The organism is Butyrivibrio sp. XBB1001 (assembly GCF_000424505.1).
Classification (GTDB): domain Bacteria; phylum Bacillota; class Clostridia; order Lachnospirales; family Lachnospiraceae; genus Butyrivibrio.
On record NZ_AUKA01000013.1, the window covers coordinates 18,682 to 38,458 of the forward strand.

14 protein-coding genes are annotated in these 19,777 nt (G+C 42.5%); 2 read left to right on the plus strand and 12 right to left on the minus strand.

The window, feature by feature from the left end; genetic code table 11:
* Nucleotides 1–30: 30 nt before the first annotated feature.
* The 4 genes from G631_RS0111500 to G631_RS0111515 all read right to left on the minus strand — a co-directional run bounded on the left by G631_RS0111500 (nucleotide 31) and on the right by G631_RS0111515 (nucleotide 6,622).
* Nucleotides 31–2,055 (minus strand): glycoside hydrolase family 31 protein, encoded by a 2,025-nt coding sequence (locus G631_RS0111500; protein WP_026489571.1) that lies wholly within the window; start codon nucleotides 2,053–2,055, stop codon nucleotides 31–33.
* Nucleotides 2,056–2,267: 212 nt separating this feature from the next.
* A complete protein-coding gene (locus G631_RS19000) occupies nucleotides 2,268–3,230 on the minus strand; it encodes a methyl-accepting chemotaxis protein (protein WP_051197180.1) in 963 nt (320 codons plus the stop codon).
* A gap of 13 nt (nucleotides 3,231–3,243) precedes the next feature.
* On the minus strand, nucleotides 3,244–4,299 hold the full coding sequence (locus tag G631_RS0111510; protein ID WP_026489572.1) for an FIST signal transduction protein: 1,056 nt from the start codon (nucleotides 4,297–4,299) through the stop codon (nucleotides 3,244–3,246).
* A gap of 259 nt (nucleotides 4,300–4,558) precedes the next feature.
* Nucleotides 4,559–6,622, minus strand: coding sequence for an oxidoreductase (locus G631_RS0111515; RefSeq protein WP_026489573.1), 2,064 nt, complete (start codon nucleotides 6,620–6,622; stop codon nucleotides 4,559–4,561).
* Nucleotides 6,623–7,519: 897 nt separating this feature from the next.
* Between G631_RS0111515 and G631_RS0111530 the strand changes: the two genes are divergently transcribed.
* Nucleotides 7,520–8,347: a patatin-like phospholipase family protein gene (locus tag G631_RS0111530; protein WP_026489576.1), complete on the plus strand. Its 828-nt coding sequence runs from the start codon at nucleotides 7,520–7,522 to the stop codon at nucleotides 8,345–8,347.
* Here the strand turns inward: G631_RS0111530 and G631_RS0111535 are convergent.
* The gene (locus tag G631_RS0111535; RefSeq protein ID WP_026489577.1) at nucleotides 8,339–10,231 is read right to left on the minus strand and encodes an EAL domain-containing protein; all 1,893 of its coding nucleotides are present in this window, start codon (nucleotides 10,229–10,231) and stop codon (nucleotides 8,339–8,341) included. The two genes, G631_RS0111530 and G631_RS0111535, sit on opposite strands and share 9 nt — an antisense overlap.
* Before the next feature lie 292 nt (nucleotides 10,232–10,523).
* Here G631_RS0111535 and G631_RS0111540 point away from each other — a divergent pair, with 292 nt between their 5' ends.
* Entirely contained in the window at nucleotides 10,524–11,813 is a 1,290-nt protein-coding gene (locus G631_RS0111540; RefSeq protein WP_026489578.1) for an aminotransferase, read from the plus strand.
* Between the two features lie 93 nt (nucleotides 11,814–11,906).
* On the opposite strand, the gene G631_RS0111545 is transcribed toward G631_RS0111540, so the two are convergent.
* From G631_RS0111545 to rsmB, 7 genes are all read right to left on the minus strand, one after another.
* Nucleotides 11,907–12,260, minus strand: coding sequence for a response regulator (locus G631_RS0111545; RefSeq protein WP_026489579.1), 354 nt, complete (start codon nucleotides 12,258–12,260; stop codon nucleotides 11,907–11,909).
* Between the two features lie 121 nt (nucleotides 12,261–12,381).
* Nucleotides 12,382–12,957 carry a histidine phosphatase family protein gene (locus G631_RS0111550; protein WP_026489580.1) on the minus strand — a complete coding sequence of 192 codons (576 nt, stop codon included), beginning with the start codon at nucleotides 12,955–12,957 and terminating at the stop codon, nucleotides 12,382–12,384.
* A gap of 4 nt (nucleotides 12,958–12,961) precedes the next feature.
* Complete coding sequence (gene rsgA / locus G631_RS0111555; protein ID WP_026489581.1) at nucleotides 12,962–13,939, minus strand: ribosome small subunit-dependent GTPase A; 978 nt, start codon at nucleotides 13,937–13,939, stop codon at nucleotides 12,962–12,964.
* 6 nt (nucleotides 13,940–13,945) lie between these two features.
* A complete protein-coding gene (pknB, locus tag G631_RS0111560; protein ID WP_026489582.1) occupies nucleotides 13,946–16,003 on the minus strand; it encodes a Stk1 family PASTA domain-containing Ser/Thr kinase in 2,058 nt (685 codons plus the stop codon).
* Complete coding sequence (locus tag G631_RS0111565; protein ID WP_026489583.1) at nucleotides 15,996–16,760, minus strand: Stp1/IreP family PP2C-type Ser/Thr phosphatase; 765 nt, start codon at nucleotides 16,758–16,760, stop codon at nucleotides 15,996–15,998. The genes pknB and G631_RS0111565 overlap by 8 nt, the downstream gene beginning before the upstream one ends.
* Nucleotides 16,761–16,825: 65 nt before the next feature.
* A complete protein-coding gene (gene rlmN, locus G631_RS0111570) occupies nucleotides 16,826–17,884 on the minus strand; it encodes a 23S rRNA (adenine(2503)-C(2))-methyltransferase RlmN (protein WP_026489584.1) in 1,059 nt (352 codons plus the stop codon).
* 520 nt (nucleotides 17,885–18,404) lie between these two features.
* On the minus strand, nucleotides 18,405–19,757 hold the full coding sequence (gene rsmB / locus G631_RS0111575) for a 16S rRNA (cytosine(967)-C(5))-methyltransferase RsmB (RefSeq protein WP_026489585.1): 1,353 nt from the start codon (nucleotides 19,755–19,757) through the stop codon (nucleotides 18,405–18,407).
* Nucleotides 19,758–19,777 lie beyond the last annotated feature (20 nt).

Here is a 19,777-nt window from a genome sequence, read left to right on the forward strand (position 1 = left end):
TCCCCGCCAGATACACATTATATGTTTTTCTTAAGCCCTCTCAAATAATGGCATATAGTCTATTGGTGCGCTTACCTTTACAGTCTGCTCGCCAGTATACTTGGTACCATCACTTGTAAGAGTCCACTCTCCCTTTGGAAGGTATACTTCCCTCTCAAACTCATTGAGGTGAAGAATAGGAGCTACAAGGTACTTGTCACCGAACATGTACTGATCCTTGATATCCCAGCACTTCTCATCCTCAGGGAACTCATAGAACATAGCACGCATAAGAGGTGAGCCGTTCTCATGAGCTTCGTCAAAGAGCTTCTTAAGATAATCCTTCATGCCAATTCTGATGTCGTAATACTTCTTCATGATCTTGAAGTTATCATCGCCATAGCTCCACATCTCGTTGTCCTGGCCTGTGTGAAGATATCCGCCGCCCCAGTCTCTGTCATCAAGAGCTGGAATATTGTAAGGACCACGATCTCCGTGAAGTCTCATAACTGCAGTAAATGTAGCAAACTGATACCATCTGATAAGGAGCTGTCTAAAGTCAGGATCCTCAACATCATCAGTCATGAAGCCGCCGATGTCTGTGTTCCACCATGGAATACCTGCAAGACCCATGTTAAGTCCGCACTGGATCTGATCCTGCAGAGCCTCAAAGGTACTAGGGATATCTCCTGACCATACTACGTTGCCATACTTCTGGCTTCCTGCCCATGCGCATCTAAGAAGGTTAACAACCTTGCCATCTCTAAGGTCCTTCATCTTATCATAGTAAGCTCTTGAATACATCTGAGGGTACATATTTGTAACTTCCAGAGCTGTTCCTTCACTGTAGCGGAAGTTTTCAAAGTCATATACGCCGTAATCAGGCTCTGAATTATCAAGCCAGAAGCCGTCAATTCCGAACTCATAGTAGTTCTTTTTGCAGATTTCCCATACATAATCCCTGGTCTCAGGATTGAAGGCGTCAATCTCTACGCAGTCTCCCTGATAGTCATAGGTCTGAAGAGCACCTCTCTCAGTCTTTATCAAAAGACCTTTCTCAAGCATTGGATAGAAGTTCTCACTCTTTCTATCAACTGAAGGCCATACTGACACAATGACCTTTATGCCCATTTCATGGAGCTCATCAACCATTGCCTTGGGATCTGGCCAGTACTTCTTGTCGAATTTCCAGTCGCCCTGATAAGTCCAGTGAAAGAAATCGATGATGATCTGGTCGATGTGGATTCCAAGTTCCTTGTACTTTCTGGCAATAGAAAGAACTTCTTCCTGTGTACGGTAACGAAGCTTGCACTGCCACAAGCCCATAAGCTCCTCAGGGAACTTATCTGCATGGCCTGATGCAAGTGTATAATTTGCAACGATATCCTTAGGAGTATCTGCAACTGTGATATAGTAGTCCATTTCCTTGGTGGATCTCATATCCCACAAGGTCATGTTATTACCAAATGTAACCTGGCCAACGCCTGGATTATTCCACAAAAGTCCATAGCCAAGATTTGATACAGCAAATGGAACTGAAGCCTGAGAGTTTCTCTGGGCAAGCTCTAAGGTACATCCCTTAAGGTCCATGTTCTGCTGCTGATACTGGCCCATACCAAAGATTTTCTCGCCGTCATTGCTCTCAAAGCGAACCTTAAGTGAGTAGTTATCACCGCCGTACAAGCCCTTCCACTCTCTGTTTACCAGCTTAAGGCAGCGGCTCTCCTTGGAAATAGTACCGCCGTAAGATCTGAAATACTCACGTAAAAAGAGCTTGTCATCTCTGTAAAAAGAAAGAACTCCAGCATAGTTTACTTCTGCTCTGATGCGGCCATTTGTGATGCTGGCCCACTCATTTTCTGCAATAGTCCCTTCGCCGGTCTTCTCTGGTACTATATAGGTCTTAACTAAAGCCTTTGTCTCTTTTATCTTCTCTGTAAGAGCCCAGTTTCTTCCAGTAAAATCTCTGTTCATAGTTGCGCGGACTCTAAGTGAATCTTCTCCCCACGCCTCAATTCTCAGTGTCTCACCCTGCCTGCGACAGATGAGCGAATTTTCATTGCATATAATTTTCATATCCCTCCAATCTGGGATTCTTACTAGGCTCGACAAAACCTCGCCAAGTATTCACCCATGGCTCGCACTAGCTTCGGCAATACCTCAGCAAGTGCTCTGCTCAAAAAAAAGAAACTATAGGTATTTTACCACCTATAGTTCCTTAATGTTAGTACCAATATTTCAGTTTTGTTACCTCAGATTCCGAATCGTTTCTGCCTTAAAAGCAGTTATCATTCCTTGACAATAGGTTCAATCTGGGAAACCAGATTGTCAATGTGCTCGAAAACGCTACTCTTGGTAGTTCCAAGGGAATTAACCTTATCAAGCTGATTAACAAGATCGTCATGTTCTCTATTGATATCATCAAACCTGCTGCCTATCTTTTTAAGTTCTCCTGCAGCTGAATCTGCAGTATCAGCGATTTCCTGCTGAACAGCGTTTGCTCCGTTTGCGCTTTCTATGATCTCATCAAAAGTAGCCTTGGTCTCGTCAACCTCCTGAAGGCTCTTGTCCATAGCCCCAATTGACTTCTCCATAAGTGCTGTCAGATTCTCACTCTCATTGCCGGCGTTGGCAATAGAAGCATTTACCTGATCGATCATGTTCTTGATCTCGTCAGCAAGCTCTCTTACCTCTGTAGCAACAACTGCAAAGCCCTTACCTGCTGCCCCTGCTCTTGCTGCTTCTATGCTGGCATTAAGAGCAAGAAGGTTTGTCTGGGATGCGATATTGATGATTTTCTTCATGTAATCAGAAATCTGGTCAACAGACTCCTTGAAGGTATCAAAGCCTTTAGCCATATCATCAAAGCTTGACCTTACTTCATTGGAGCTTTCCCTTAGTACGTCAACCTTATCCTGGGCGTTCTTAACGCTATTTAAGATATTTACCTTAACATCTTCGAACTTGGAAGCGCTTCTGTTGACTGCATCAAACATCTCATTGAAGTTATCCATGTCTTCACGAAGTCTTGCGTTACTCTCAATTACATTTCCTACGGCCTCATTCATGTCATGGATCTCTGTCAGAGAGTTCACCTCGTTTTCAACAAGTTTTTTCTGATAAGACTTGATGGAATCAGCAATGTAAACAAGGGAACGGCTTCTTTCCTCAAAGTCAGGTACAGCTGTCCCTGTAGCTACTGTGTTTGTGATCTGCTGATCATTTTTCTTGGCAAAGATATTTTCAAACATATTCTTCTCCTTATTATTCAAATACAACACAGGTCATGGTCTGGTTAACAAACTGGGTATTGTAGTGTTCTCCATAGCCAACCAGTCCGCAGCTGGAACCTAAAGTTCCAATTTTATCAAGATAAGCATTAAGCTCATTTCTCTGCTTTAATACCAGGTATCTGAAGATACAGTTAACGGAGAAAATAGCTGAAACATGATTAAAGTCGCTTCGGATTCTGTCAACAGTATGCTGAGCTATCTCCATTGGATCACGCATTTCAAGTAGTGTCAGGATATCCGAGTCATTGATCTGTCTGTAAAGAATAAGTCCGCTGCCAGAAACAGCCTTGATAGAAGCGATGCATACGTCATCACCCATCATCTTTCCAAATGGATTTTTGAAGGTCTGATCCACAATACCACTCTCGCTGCAGCCTGTAAGATCCATGTAGAACTGCTTGGCAGGTTTGCCGTTTAGTTCTCCAAGATAGTATTTACTCTTATCTGTCTTAGAGGCAATAAGCTGCTTTTTATCTATAGGCTCGTAGATATTCTCTTTATAGGTCTTAACCCTGCCGCCATCATTTTTAACAACAGCATAAGCCATTCCATCTTCATAAACCTGGCCGTTTACAGAAACCTTACCGGCATCGCCTGTGGCACCCATAACCTGAAGATTATACTTGGAAACAAGGGTACTAAGTGTCGTCAAAACAGCTGCGTCGTTGCCAGCGCAGAAGTCGATGATCGCAGTATTTTCTTTTCCCGGCTTTACAGCCTGAATGTTCTTTTCCAGTCTTGCAATATGCCTTGCAGGAGATACGGAAACCTTTTCAAGAACCCCTGTCTGTACTGTAACTCCGTCAACGAAACCAGTGATAGAAACGCCATTTTCTACAACTGTAGTATCATATCCCATTCCTACGCAGCCAATACTAGGCACTCCGGGAAACTGTTTCTCGATGGCCGCAACATTGGCTTCAAACCCATCTGCATTACTTACCATGATAATGAGTTTTGGATTGCCTAGTCCTCTTGTGGCCTCGGCGATATTTCCAGAAGTACTTTTACCATAAAAGATTTTCATATCATTCTCCTAACTTATGCTCTGGTTGACAATTCCTAACTTAGTGCTCCATGTTCTTACGACCGGCAAATGAATTAGTATGCAAGCATCCATTCGCTTGCCTGTCTTGTGCAACAAAAAGGACGATAAAATGTCACAAATAAATTGTAACATTTTATCGTCAAACAATGCTCTATATAAAGAATAAAGATTCTTAAATTTGCATTAAATTTTTGTCATTTGAGTCATAAGTCAAATGGCTGTGTATGTTAACTTTGCCTTATAGTCTCATAGCAACTTCGTAGGCTCTCCAGATAACGCTTCTAAGATTTCCTACAGCCTTGCAGTCACCTACATAGTCCATATTGCTCTCCCTGTCATTCTCTTTTACCAGAGGATTGGGAATGTAGCCTGCGCTTGATATAACGCTGTCGCACTCTATGGTGAACTCCTTGCCCTCCTTGTCTGTGCAGACAATACAGTCTTCCCAGACTTCCTTGAGAGTGGTTTCAAGATATACAGGCACCCTGTAGAGTTCGAACCATTCTCTTAAGTATGAGCTATTAGCCAGGCATACACCCTTTTGAGAAATAAGATCATCCTTCATCTCTACAATTACAGGCTTCTTGCCTTTAAGTGCCAGCTCATAGGCTATCTCACATCCTGTAAGGCCACCGCCTACTACTGCAACTTTTTCGCCAACCTCAGCTCCTCTTAAGAAGTCGCAGGCTTCTATCATAAGCTCATTTCCTGGGATCATCATAAGTCTCCTAGGAACAGCGCCTGTAGCTATTATAATATCTGATTTGCCAAATTGCCTTACATCAGTTATCTCAGTGTTCAAATGAACCTCAATCTCAAGAAGCTTCATCTGTCTGCGATACCAGGCAAGAAGATCTCTAAGTTTGCCCTTATAGGACTCAGCACTGGCAGCAATAAAGGTTCCGCCCAGTTCTCCACTCTTTTCATAGATAACAGGCTCATGTCCGCGCTTTTTAAGCACTCGTGCAGCCTCCATGCCACCTATACCGCCACCGATTATAATGATCTTCTTGGGGTGCTTGGTGGGCTTTATATAGTGCTTGTCCTTCTGCATGGTCTCTGCGTTTACAGCGCAGCGGGCAAGATGTAGTGAATCAGAAAGCTCCTGATCATTAGGAACACCTTTGTAATGGCACATGTTAAAGCAGCCGTTGTGACACAGGATACATGGCCTTATATCAGCCTCCTGGCCGTGCATCATCTTGGTAACCCACCTTGGGTCAGCCAAAAACTGCCTTGCAAAGCCTGCTCCGTCAATGTCTCCCTTTTCTATTGCCTCAGCAGCAACTCTTGGATCCATTCTGCCTGCACATACAACTGGAATGTCTACATATTTCCTAAGGGCCGCAACATCACTTAAATTGCAGTTTTCAGGCATGTAGATTGGTGGGTGAGCCCAATACCAGGCATCATAGGTTCCATTGTCGCAGTTTAGCATGTCGTAGCCAGCTTCCTGCAGGTACTTGGCAGCCTTCTTGGACTCCTCAAAATCACGTCCTACTTCATCATAATCTTCGCCAGGAAGTGCTCCCTGTCTAAAGCCTCTTGTCTTTGATATTACGCTGTATCTTAGAGAAACAGGGAAATCCAGGCCGCACTGCCTTTTTATCTCCTGTACGATCTCTACAGCAAATCGATATCTTCCAGCAAAAGATCCGCCGTATTCGTCAGTTCTTTTGTTTACGTATTTAAGAGTGAACTGATCAAGAAGGTATCCTTCGTGGACAGCGTGGATCTCAACGCCGTCAACTCCAGCCTCTTTGAGAAGTTTAGCAGTCTTACCAAAGGCTGTAATGTACTCTCTTATTTCTTCTACAGTAAGAGCTCTTGATGGAACTTTATCTGACCATCTGTTAGGTGCTTCACTTGCAGAAGCTGTTATCTTGTCGAGGTCCATAACCGGCTTGGAAAGGACTCTTAAGAATTTATTGGTATAAAGCTTCTCCATCATTGGAGAAATAGTAAAGGAGCGGCCAAATCCTGCAGTCAGCTGCACGAATAGCTTGGCTCCTGTCTTGTGAAATTCAGGCATCCACTTAGCCAGATCCTGATACATTTTCTTGTTGGAATAAAGCCATTGTCCAAACATTGGATTATAAATTGGCTGACATCCAGGAAGTACCAGTCCTGCATTATTTTTAGCAACCTCTAAAATAAAGTCAGCGCCTGCCTTGTCAAAGTGATTTCTCTCCATCCATCCAAAGAGATCTGTTCCTCCCATGGATGTAAGAACAATCCTGTTCTTGATCTGACATGTGGCAATTTTCCAAGGAGTAAAAAGAGGTTCTAGTTTTTTGTCCATATCTTGTCTATGCTCCATATTAAATTATTCCTTCTCGTGAACAACATCACGCACCAATATAACAATTTTAATCTACATTTCCCAATAAAGCTAGATGCGAAAGCCAAGTCATTTACAGTTTCCACGCCCCTCCCCGCCAGAGCAAGCAGCTACAGCGATGTCCATGAAAGTATTTTTTCGTCTGTGCAAGGAGGGAGTATTCATGAGCCTCCTGGAGGGGCATAAGAATTCTGCTTCGGTTCAACATGTCTGAGCACCAGAGGTCAGCTTTTTACTCACGCCAGTTTCCGTAGTGCTCGTCACTGACAAATGCAGATTTTCTCAGATGTTTCCGCAGTTTTTCTTTTAATGCGCATGCTGCAGCTGAAACTTGCAGGACGGTGAGTAGTATTACAATAGAAAATGCCATAGCCCGCGATGCGGGCGTAACAAGAAAAGCTACATCAACATCTTCAAGTTTACTTGAGAGATTGATGTAGCTTTTCTTTATGGCGCGGTGCGCCAAATGGCATTTTCTTTTTTTTAGATAACTAGCCCGTCCTGCTTCAGACAACGCTTCGCATGCGCGGGAAAAACTGCTGTGGAAACATTAGAAAATCGCATTTGCCAGAAGAGACTCGCATAGGAAACTGGACGACTCGCAAGCGCTGCCCTGGTGCGAGTTTTGAACCGTAGAATTCTTATGCCCTCTCCAGGAGGCCTTGAATACCCGAACTGGAGCCGACGAAAAAAACTTTTAGGACGAGCGAACAAATCTGCTTGCTTCTGGCTGGGAGGGATGGTGAAAGGTGTAAATGACATTTGTGTGAAGTGGTTGTAATTTGAGGTGGGGAGTGTAAAATATGAACTACGGTTATATTTGGTGCAATTTAATAATGTTTGTAGGAGGAAGTTTTTATGAAGAAGGGTATTGTGATGGAAGGCGGCGCTATGAGGGGCTTGTTTACCTGTGGCGTTTTGGATGTGCTTATGGAAAATGGGGTGACCTTTGACGGAGCTATTGGGGTGTCTGCAGGGGCAACCTTTGGCTGCAATTTAAAGTCTGGTCAGATAGGCCGTGCCTACAGATATAATAAAAAGTACTGCTCTGACCCAAGGTATCACAGCATCCGCTCCCTTATAACAACTGGAGATATCTACAATGTTCCCTTCTGCTATGATGAACTCCCCTACAAGCTTGATAAATGGGATATAGAAGCCTTCGAAAAAAGCCCCATGGAATTTTACTGCGTTGCAACTGATATAGAAACTGGCAAGCCTGTGTATCACAAGTGCGAAACCGGCAAAAAAGAAGACATCGTCTGGATCCAGGCATCTGCCTCAATGCCACTTGTTTCAAGGCCTGTGCATATTGATGGCGGCGTATATCTTGATGGCGGAATCTCTGACTCTATTCCCCTTAAATTCATGGAAGATCAGGGCTATGATGATATTCTTGTAATTGAAACCCAGCCCATAGACTACGTGAAAGAGCCTCAGAAATACATGCCACTTGTGCGCTTTAGCCTCCGCAAATATCCCAATATGATTAAGTGCATGCAAGAAAGATACCTCATGTACAACCAGGAAAAGAAGTACATAAGGCATCAGGAAGAGCTTGGCATGGTTCGTGTAATAAGGCCCAAGGAGCCACTTAATATAAGTGCCGTAGAAAAGGATCCAAATGAGATAACAAGGGTCTATGAGCTTGGCCGCGCAGCAGGATCAGAGTATCTGTCACGTTGAGTATTTTTTTACGAAATCACTTATAGAAAGAGGCTTCGAGAAGTGGTAGCCCTGAAGATATGTAACGCCAATATTTCTCATCTTCTCAGCCATCACCTCATCCTCTATGCCCTCTGCGGTTATGCTAAAGCCCACACCTCTAAAGGTCTTTACCATGTTTGGAAGGACGTCATCAGGATTGCTGCAGTAATCCCAGACAGTGCTCATGTCGAGTTTGACATTGATAAAAGGAATACTCTTTAGCCTTGTCATATTTGAGTAGCCTTTTCCATAGTCATCAAGAACGAAGTTAAAGCCACGTCCCCGGATGTAATTTGTCTGTTCCACCAAGAGATGCTCATCTATAAGGGCTTCCTCAGTTATCTCAAGGTGGATAAATTCTGGAGGAACACCATATCTTTTTGCCTCTGTTATCATTCTGTCGCCAACATCCTGTCTCATAAACTGAATTGGGGACAGATTTACATTTATAAAGGTTAGTCCCATGCTTTGAACGTCATAATCTCTGAAAAACTTGCAGGTCTTTATAAATACCTGCTCTCCGAGCCTGTCTATTCTTCCGTTGTGCTCTGCAATCGGAATAAATAACCCCGGAGGAATCAGCTGCCCACTGGAATCCCTTATTCTTGATAGAGCTTCTGCCCCCACCATTTTCCCTGTATTTGCATCCACGATAGGTTGTAAAAAGACTTCTACGCAGTCGTGATCTATAGCGTATTCAATAGATTTTTTTATCTCAGTTTCCTGACAGGCTTTATCACCATAGCTGCTGTCTATTATCACGGCCTCATTCTTGTCAGCTTTCTCCGCTTCGACAAAGGCTGTAGCCAAAAGCTGGATCATTGTACTATGATCGTACTTATTATTTCCTGTATCCAAAAGTGCACTGCCAATTTCCAAAAATAGCTCTGCATCATCAGCTCTCCAGGGCTTTCTAAATCTCTCCTGGAGTTTTCTATTAATTTCACTGCAGTCTTCGCCGTTTTCACACAAGATTGCAAATCTACCGCTCCTATGGTAAAAGACCTTTTGGCTGGAAAATTCCTTTCTGAGATAATCCGCTATAAGACGAATTCCTCGGTCCATTTGGTTTACACCATATATTTCGCGCACATCCCTGTAATTATGTATTGTAAATACAAAGATAGAGAAGGCTTTTTTTCCACTTATCTCTTCAATATAGGCAAGGAGTGATCTTCTGTTGAATATCCAGGTATGGCCCTCTAAATAGAATTCAGGATTCATGAAGGATAGGTAGATCATGATAATAGCAATGAGACAGAACACATCCATCAAAAGATATTTTGGGAACATGAGCCTTATTATGCTGCCCAAAAAGAGGATAACATTATACCAAAATACGCTTGTTAGTTCTCTTTTTCCTCGAAGATTATCCGTATGAGTAAATATGAAAAAAAAGCTAAGGAGAAGATAAAACCAGAACAGGGCGTAAAGAAGATTGTATAACTTACCGCTGTGGTAACCACTTTGATCCATGTAGTAGAACCATTTGTTAAATGGGGTAAAAATTACAATAAGTGAAACTGCGGCTATTGGCAAATTTAAAAGAGCATAGAAACTTCTGTCATTTATTGCATCTATTCTCAGAGCACTTACAGTAAACACAAAAAAGTAAAAGCCTCTTGCAAAAAAGGACAAAAAATAAACGCTGTTAAGAACATAGAGAATCCAAATAGGGAAAATCTCATGGTTCATATCAGCCCAGGTAGAAACAATATCAGAAAGCATAACAAGAGTTTCGGTCATAAGAAGTGTAACGAAAGTCCTGTTCATTCTGATAGGTATTCTAGGCAGTGTAAAATAATATAGCAAAAACACTGTCAAAACTAATATAGTTGGAATAACATAACTGAAATTCCACATAAAATAACCTTTCAAAAGAGTGGGCGGGTTTCATTGTTTTTTAGTGTAGCCCATCTAATTATCGCAATTCCATTTTCTTTTTCTATATAATTCCATGATACATTAGTTGAGTAACAAATAAATAGTTCACAATAAGATTTAATATATTTTATAAAAACTTCTCAATATTTTCAGTCCGGGCAATTTTATTGTTTTAACGTGATAAATTATCTTGCATTTTCCTGGGGTGACGTTGTAATATTGTCGTAGTGTTTTTACGAAAGAAATTCATATGTAAGTGAGGAGATCCGTTATGAAGAAGTACGCAGAAATGAACAAACAAGAGCTTGAGGAAGAGGTAGTTAAACTCAAGGCTCAGTACAAGAAGTTTCAGGAGATGAACCTTAATCTCAATATGGCAAGGGGTAAGCCTTGCAGAGAACAGTTAGATCTTTCCATGGGTCTTATGGATGCCCTTAATTCCGAGGCTGACCTTTCTTGTGAAGATGGCACAGATTGCCGTAACTACGGTGTTCTTACCGGTATTGATGAAGCAAAAGAGCTCATTGGTGCCATGATGGAAAACAAGCCTGAAAATATCATCATCTATGGCAACTCCTCTCTTAACGTAATGTATGATACAGTTTCAAGAGCGTATACTCACGGTATCATGGGTAACACTCCCTGGTGTAAGCTTGATAAGGTTAAATTTCTCTGCCCTGTTCCAGGCTATGACAGGCACTTTGCAATCACTGAGTACTTTGGAATTGAGATGATAAATGTGGATATGACTCCTACTGGTCCTGACATGGACCGCGTTGAGGAACTGGTTTCCTCAGATGAGTCAATAAAGGGTATCTGGTGTGTTCCCAAATATTCTAATCCTCAGGGCTACTCCTATTCAGATGATACAGTAAGACGTTTTGCAAGACTTAAGCCTGCTGCCAAGGATTTCAGAATCTTCTGGGATAATGCCTATGGAATCCACCACCTGTATGATAACAACCAGGATTACCTGATTGAGATCCTCGAAGAGTGCAAGAAGGCTGGTAATCCAGATATGGTTTACAAGTTTGCTTCTACTTCCAAGATTACATTCCCTGGAAGTGGTATCGCAGCCCTTGCTACTTCCCTTAATAACCTTGATGATATCAAGGCTCAGCTCACTAACCAGACAATTGGCCACGACAAGGTTAACCAGCTTCGTCATGTAAGATTCTTTGGTAACATCGATGGAATGGTAGCCCACATGAGAAAACATGCAGACATTATAAGACCTAAATTCGAGGCAGTACTAGAGATTCTGGACAGAGACCTTACTCCTTGCGGAATTGGGGACTGGACCAAGCCAAACGGCGGCTACTTCATAAGCTTTGATGCTCCAGATGGCTGCGCCAAGGCTATCGTAGACAGGGCCAAGAAGGCTGGCGTTACAATGACCAACGCTGGCGCTACTTATCCCTACAAGAAAGACCCACACGACAGCAATATCCGTATTGCTCCAACATATCCTTCTCTTTCAGATCTTCGCACAGCAATGGATATCTTCACAGTTTGCGTAAGACTAACAGCTGCCAAGAAGATGCTTGAGGAAATGGAATAAAAGATAATGATAAAAAGAAACAGCAAAATGACTTATTTCATTTTGCTGTTTTTTATTAATTTAATTCTACTGCGTTGCCATCAATTATCGATGCTAGCATTTTTGTAACGCTTCCAGGATTTCGTTGTCATCATAGGGCTTGGTGATATAAATCTCTGCGCCGGCATTAATGGCCTCGATTTTCCTTTGGTTATGTCCAGTGCCTGAGATTATGATAACCTTAGTGCTCTCCCTCTGTTTCTTGATTGCTCTAAGGCTCTCTATCCCATTAATTTCAGGCATAGTTATATCCATAAGGACAATGTCGGGATTCATTTTTTCAAAGAGTTCAAGTCCCTCTTTTCCATTTACTGCTTCTGCCACAACTTCGTATCCACTTAGTTCCAGCAGATTTCTGAGCATTTTACGGGAAACTCTCGAGTCATCAACAATTAGTATTCTCTTCATATGCAAGCCTCCTGAAAAATCCTTGTTCAGTTTATTATAACATCTGCATATGTAATACCGCACTATCATTTTTATGGTACAGATACATTAATTTGTTTGTAGCACTACTTCTTTTTATCGCTCAAATGATATCCTGAATAAGCTTATATCCTTCGCCACAGGATTCATATATCCTGATCTCACAGTTCTTGGGACGTGGTCTCCATATGTAGCCTCTTTTTGCGCCCTCAAGATAACCTCTTATAACGCGGATGATCCCGCCATGGCAGGCAATCAGAACTGTGCCGTAGTTCTTTTTCTCAAGATCTTCAAAAAAAGATCTAACTCTCTCTATCATCTCTTTTGTTGACTCAACAGTTTCTGGAGCTTTGAATACTTCCGGAAGCATCCAATAAAGGTTCATTGGAAGCCCCATTGTGGCATAGGGCCTTTGCTCATATTTGCCAAAGTCAGTTTCTATGATACGCTCATCGATTATTATCTGAGAGCGGCTAACTCCGCTTATGATCTCAGCTGTTTCAATTGCCCTATCAAGAGGACTTGAATAAACAGCATCAAATTTCACATCTGCAATTTTATCATGAGCAGCCCTGGCCTGAGATCTTCCCATCTCATTAAGGGGGATATCACTTCTCCCCTGCATGAGCTTTTTAGCATTTAGATCAGTCTGCCCGTGCCTTGTGAGGTATATTTTCATCTTGCTACCTTCTGGCCTTCTTGCTATAGTCCGGCCTCATATTCTTGAGCTCCTGATAAAGAAGCTTGTAATTGTCGTACCGTACTCTGGCAATCTTCCCCGCCTCCACAGCTCTCTTTACGCCGCAGTCAGGCTCAGCCATATGTGCACAGCCGCCAAATCTGCATTCTGGCTCGTAGGCTTCAAACTCAGGATAGTAGGTCATCAGCGTTTCAGGAGTGACATCCCTCATTTCAAGAGATGTAAAGCCAGGAGTGTCGATAACATAAGTTCCGCTTTCCGGGGTTCCAATTTCTGAGGCTATAGTTTCTGCATTTGCAGCATCATCTTCACTTGCAAGTGCAATCTCACTGTCATCCACAAAGAACAGTTCCGAGTGCCTTGTGGTGTTCTTGCCTCTCTCAATCTTTTTACTAAGTTCTCCAGTCTGCATCTGGGCATCAGGAACAAGCTTATTAAGAAGTGATGACTTGCCTACACCAGATGGGCCTGCCAGAGTTGTAGTCTTGCCCTTTAGAAGTTTCTTTAGTTCGTCAAGCCCCTTTTCCTCTCTGACACTGATAAAAAGAACCTTGTAGCCGCACTTTTCGTAGGCATCATAGAGTTCCTGCTGCTCCTCTTTGGTCGCTATATCCTGCTTGTTAAAACAGATTATTACAGGAAGATTCTGCTGACGCATCATGATAAGGAATCTGTCCAGCAAATTGTAGCTGGGATTTGGCTTAACGATGGCAAACAAAATAACCGCCTGATCCACATTGGCAACAGGCGGTCTAAGTAGCTGATTCTTTCTGGGAAGTATATCTGCGATATTTCCCAGTTTCTTTTCTTCGTCGATAATGTCAATTTCCACATCATCGCCCACCAGCGGTTTTAGTTTTTGATTTCTGAAAACGCCCTTTGCCTTACATTCGTATACCTTTTTCTCGAAGGTCTCTACATAGTAAAAGCCGGCGATTCCCTTAAGTATTCGTCCTTTCAAAGGTCCTTAATTCTCCTGTGTGAAAGTAACTGCTCTTGTTACTGTAACTTCCTTGGTTTCGCCACCAGTTGTCTCACCAGTTTCAGGATTGGTGGATGTTGGGGCTGTAGCTGTGTACACAAATGTAAGTGTTCCAGTAGGTGATGTGATTCCCTTGGAATTCATCTGAATTGGGAAATCTGATGTTGTTGTATTAAGAAGTGTTGTTCCATCTGATGTAACTAGTGTTACGTGTACTGAAACGCCACTCTGGTAATTCTCTCCCTCTGTAGGAGCAGAAATATCTGCTGTATAGCTGTAGGTAACACTAGCTGGTCCTGTTGAAAGTTCCATATTGATGGTAGTTCCCTCAGAAACAGATGTGCCATAGGCAATACTCTGGGCACAAATCTTGCCAGTAAGGTTAGGATCTTCATTACTGGTCTCTACGACGGTTCCAGCTGTAAGTCCTGCCTCTACAAGAGTGATCACTGCATCCTCAGAGCTCATTCCAATTACGTTTGGAACTGTAACCTGTCCATCTGCCTTGGCTACAGAAACCTCTGTTGCAGCCGCTGTAGCTGTACTAGAAGCATTAGCACCTGTGCTGACAAAAACGCTTACTGTTGCTCCGCTCTTAGCTCTGTTTCCAGCAGCAGGATTAGTGTAAGAAACAACGCCCTTAGCAAGAGTGCTATTAGCATCATCGCCCTTTTCTACCTTGAAGCCCTTGGCATTGAGTTCGGAAACAGCCTCTGCGTAGGTCTTGTTACTAACATCAGGAATAATGATTCCGTCTGCATTTTCAGTAGCATCGCCGCTTGCAACTGATGATGCCACGGAAGCTGCACTTGATCCCTCTGCACCAGCATCGGAATTGCCAAAGCCCAGCTTTCTGGCAACCAGTAATAGTCCCATAAATCCGATAAGCACAGCAAGTACGATTGCCATGACAATTGTAAGCTTCTCTATTCTGCCTGGTCCCTGAGGATCTTTATTTCTGTATCTGTTACGGTCATACTCAAGGAAGTCATCTTCCTCATCCTCATAGTCACGTTTTCTGCGTCTTCTGTCTCTATCGTAGTCTTCATCGGATTTATCTCTATAATCCCTGTCGTAATCTCTTTCTGCATCTTCCTTGAGTCTCATCTGCTCAGTATCAGAAAGTCTTCCGTTACCAGACTTGACAGAGTTTGTCTCATCCTGGGTAGCTACTCTTGTAGCGCCCTCTTCATCAGGATCTACCAGAGCTACAAAATCCTTGTCAGGTGTGATAAGAGATCTTTTAAGGTCTGCAATAAGCTCTGCGGCATTCTGATATCTTCTGTCGGGGCTCTTCTGGCAACACTTAAGTACGATCTTCTCAACGCTTATAGGAATATCATCATTATAATCAGCAGGGCTTGGAAGCTCCTCCTGAATATGCTTGATAGCAATAGCTACTGTAGTATCACCATTAAATGGCACGCGGCCTGTAAGCATCTCAAACAGGGTAATACCAAGTGAATAAATATCGCTCTTGGCATCGCTGTATCCGCCTCTTGCCTGCTCAGGTGATGTGTAGTGAACTGATCCCATTACGTTGGAAGTTATTGTGTTACTGGTGGCAGCCTTGGCTATACCAAAGTCTGTGACCTTAACCTTGCCTTCCTTGGAGATCATGATATTCTGAGGCTTGATATCTCTATGAATAATATTGTTGTTATGGGCAGCCTCAAGTCCCATAGCAACCTGTATTGCTATACTAACAGCCTCTTTAACAGAGAGCCTTGATTTCTTCTCAATATATTTTTTCAGAGTGATGCCATCAACAAGCTCCATAACTATGTAGTTGACGCCATCCTCATCACCAACGTCATAAACATTAACGATGTTAGGATGCATAAGTCCAGCTGTGGACTGGGCCTCTACACGAAACTTGGACACGAAGTTCTCATTTTCTGAGAATTCCTGTTTCAAGACCTTAACAGCCACAAGGCGGTTAAGCTTATGATCTTTTGCTTTATATACATCAGACATACCGCCAGTGCCAATCTTCTCAAGCACCTCATAGCGATCGCCGATCACCATTCCTATCTTAATCATTTAGTCCTCCGTCATGGGCCGTTTCCTCAGCAAACGGCTCTATAAGGATAACAGCTATATTATCCTTCCCCCCATTGTTATTGGCCGCGATAACAAGCTTCTGAGCTTTCTCGATAATGTCTCTCTGGCCACTTACTATCATGCGAATCTCTTCGTCCTCTAACATATTGGTAAGTCCGTCAGAGCACATGAGGACTATATCCCCTTTACTAAGTTCCACATTAAAAAAGTCAACGTCCACGGTTTCATCTGCACCTATGGCCCTTGTAATAATATTCTTGTCAAGAGAATTTCTGGCGGTTTCTCTATCAATTCCGCCCATTCTCACCATTTCCTCAACCAGGGAATGATCTCTTGTGATCTGAGTGATCTTGTCGCCTGCTATAACGTAACATCTGGAGTCCCCAACATTGGCAACCTGAAGATATCTTCCTAAAACTGTGCATGCTACCACTGTAGTTCCCATTCCGAAAAGCTTGGGATCCTCGGCAGCCTTGGTGCGGAGTTTGGAATTAGCTGTCTTGATAGCCTTCTCAAGGATCTTGACAGGGCTCTGTTCAAAAGACCTTTCTATCTCCTCTACCATAGTATCAACAGTAAATCTTGAAGCATAATCACCGGCGTTGTGTCCGCCCATTCCATCAGCAACAATAAATACATTTGAAAGATTACCTATCTTTCTATCTGAAGAAAAAACGTAATCCTGATTCAATTTTCGCTTTTTTCCAATATCCGTAACGGAAAAAGTTTTTAACAAGAGGTTCCCTCCAACCTTGTGTGCATCACACAACTTTTTTCATCAACACAAAATAAGCAGAAATACTAACTTTCCTCTAAACGGCGCCTTCGAAGCTGTCCACAGGCCCCGTCAATATCCCTGCCCATTTCTCTTCTAATAGTAACATTTATTCGACTTTTTTCAAGTTTATTTTTGAACGCCACCGCAGTGGTGCGGTCTGTAGGCCTAAAGTCTCTCTCTTTGATTGGATTGACAGGAATTAGATTTACAACACAGTTAAAACCTGATAATAATTCTGATAATTCCCTTGCATCCTCGTCAGTATCATTAACTCCAGCCACAAGAGAATACTCGAAGGTAAGCTGTCTTCCTGTCTTGTCAAAATAGGTTCTGCAGGCGTTAAGCACTTCTTTTATATTATATTTGTTGGCTATTGGCATAAGTGCCATTCTCTTGTCCTGATTGGAAGCATGAAGAGAAAGTGCCAGATTGATAGCAAGCTTCTCCTCTGCAAGTCTTAATATATTTGGAACGATTCCGCAAGTAGAAACTGTAAGATTTCTCTGTCCAAGGTTCATTCCGTCTTCATTGGATAAAAGCTCAATAAATCTAAGAAGATTGTCGTAATTATCAAGCGGCTCACCACTACCCATCACTACAACTCTTCCGACCTTTTCTCCAGTTATTCTTGATATTGCATATATCTGATCAAGCATCTCAGATGGTAAAAGATTTCTCACAACACCGTCAATTGTTGAAGCACAGAATTTGCATCCCATTCTGCATCCTACCTGAGACGATATGCATACGCTGACACCAAACTTGTATTTCATGAAAACGCTCTCGATCATATTTCCATCAGAGAGCACAAACAGAAATTTCTTGGTATCGTCAAGCTTGGACTCCTGTACCATTTCAGCTCGTAGAGAAACAAAATCAAAGTTCTCCCTGCATTTTTCCTTGAGAGCCTTGGAAATGTTGGTCATCTCATCATAATCCCTGGCCTTTTTGACATGCATCCACTCATAGAGCTGCTTGGCCCTAAAGGCTGGCTCTCCCATCTCCTTCATAGCCTGTGTCAGCTCAGAAAGAGTAAGGGATTTAATATCTGTTTTCCCTGATATTCCCTGAATTAATTCCATTAAATGCTTCCTTCTATTTTATGTGTATCCTGGTTCAATTCCAGTTTTTGGCATAGTACGCAATTCCTGGTTTTGCATGGTATGCAATTCCAGTTTTTGCTTGGTACATGCCGTAGTACATGCCATTCTCTTTGGGGCACGAATCCGCATGTATCATGGTTCATTCTAATTTTGCATTGTACATGCCATTCACTTTAGATTACAAATCCGCGTGTATCCTGGTTCATTCTAATTTTGCATCGTACATGCTATTCACTTTAGATTACAAATCCGCGTGTATCCTGATTCAATTCCCCTCAAGCATAGTACATGCCATTCACTTTAGGTTACAAATCCGCGTGTATCATGGTTCAATTCACATCAAGCATAGTACATGCCATTCACTTTAGATCACAAATCCGCGTGTATCCTGGTTCAATTCCCATCAAGCATTGTACATGCCATTCACTTTAGGTTACAAATCCGCGTGTATCTAGCCCGATTCCCATGTGCAAGCACATCAACATATGACTTTGAATCCCTATATACGTTTCATCTTTGCGATAAAGAATCCGTCTGTACCGAATTCACCAGGAATCAGCTGGATGTAACCATTTTTAGCACTTTTCTTAAGAGGTTCTGGCAGATTATCTGTGATATCAACCATCTGGAAAGGCAGCTCATCGCAGATTTTCTTAACCATTTCTTCATTCTCCTGGCTGTTAACAGTGCAAGTTGAATAAATAAGCGTTCCGCCAACCTTCACGTAATCCCAGGATGATTTGATGATTTCCCACTGAAGCTTTGACAGCTCCTCAAGGCTCTGCCTCTTTATATTGTGCTTAATGTCGTTCTTGCGCCCCAGAATTCCGAGTCCAGAACATGGCAGGTCCAAAAGAAGAACATCAGCCACGTTCTTAAGCTCTTCATCATGAAGTCTTGCATCGTGAACCTTTGTGTTAATATTGCTAAGGCCCAGTCTCTCGGCATTTTCCTCGATAAGTTCAATCTTACGTTCCGATACGTCCCTTGAAAACACCTTGCCATCCGGAAATACAAGTTCAGCGGCATGCATGCTCTTTCCGCCGGGAGCTGCGCACACATCCACAACAATCTGCCTGTTTAATGGCGCTGCAATCTCCATTACTAGCATTGAGCTTACATCCTGTATGATGTATTCTCCCTCTTTAAAGCCAGGCGCATAGCGGATATTATCAGTTTTTTCAAGTTCAAGAGCATAAGGCAAAAGAGAATTGACTTTAACACTAATTCCTGCATTAGTCAACTCTTTTACCACTTCCTCTACGTTCTTACTCTGAGGAAGCCCCTTGGTAACGCGGACTGTGGTGGGTCTTGGGTCCAAAAAGAACTTGAGCATTCCTTCTGTCTTATCAAAGCCGTATCGTGCAACCCACATCTCGCAGAGCCACTCTGGCATTGAATACATCACAGAAAGATATCTGATTCCGCCTTCCTCTGCCTTATCCGGATACTGGATCTTGTCCTTATTTCTGGAAATGTTTCGAAGGACTCCGTTTACAAAACCCTTAAGTCCAGTAAATTTGTGCTTGCCAGCAATCTTCACTGCTTCATTACAGGCAGCGCTGTCTGGCACTGAATCCATGAACATGATCTGATAACAGCTCATTCTCATAAGACTCCTTATAAGTGGCTGCATCTTGCTTGTTGGTGTCTTGGAAAAAGAATCAAGTATGTAGTCTATCTGTATGTTTCTCTCAAGGCAACCTTCTGTAACTCTTTTGATAAAAGACTTATCTCTGGTCTCAAGGTAGTCATACTTTTCCAGAGTGTCCTTTAAAAGGGATGGCTTTCTATTGCCATCCCTGTCATATTCTATAAGTATATTAAGAATTATCTCTCTTACATTAACCATTTAAATCCTTCTTCCCCCCG